The sequence below is a fragment of the Acuticoccus kandeliae genome (genome assembly GCF_003073115.1).
Genome location: NZ_QBBV01000103.1, coordinates 1 through 356, shown reverse-complemented (window position 1 = coordinate 356; position 356 = coordinate 1). Strand labels below are relative to the sequence as shown.

Genomic DNA, 356 nt, shown 5'->3' with positions numbered 1-356 from the left:
CCCAGGTTCGCCGCGGCACGCTCGAGGTCCTCGTCGTCGGCGTCCCGCATCTCGATCGCCGCACCGTCGCTGGAGAGCACCTCGACGTTCAGGCAGAGCGACTGCAGCTCCTTGAGGAGCACCTTGAACGACTCGGGGATCCCCGGCTCCGGGATGTTCTCGCCCTTGACGATCGCCTCGTAGACCTTCACGCGGCCCACGACGTCGTCGGACTTGATCGTCAGCAGCTCCTGCAGGGTGTAGGCGGCGCCGTACGCCTGCATCGCCCAGCACTCCATCTCACCGAAGCGCTGGCCACCGAACTGCGCCTTACCGCCCAGCGGCTGCTGGGTGATCATCGAGTAGGGGCCGGTCGA

The 356-nt window shown here is 67.1% G+C and carries 1 protein-coding gene; it reads right to left on the bottom strand.

Going from position 1 to position 356, the window contains the following annotated elements:
• On the bottom strand, nt 1–356 hold a 356-nt coding region (locus DBV35_RS29500; RefSeq protein ID WP_211100081.1), incomplete at both ends, for a DNA-directed RNA polymerase subunit beta.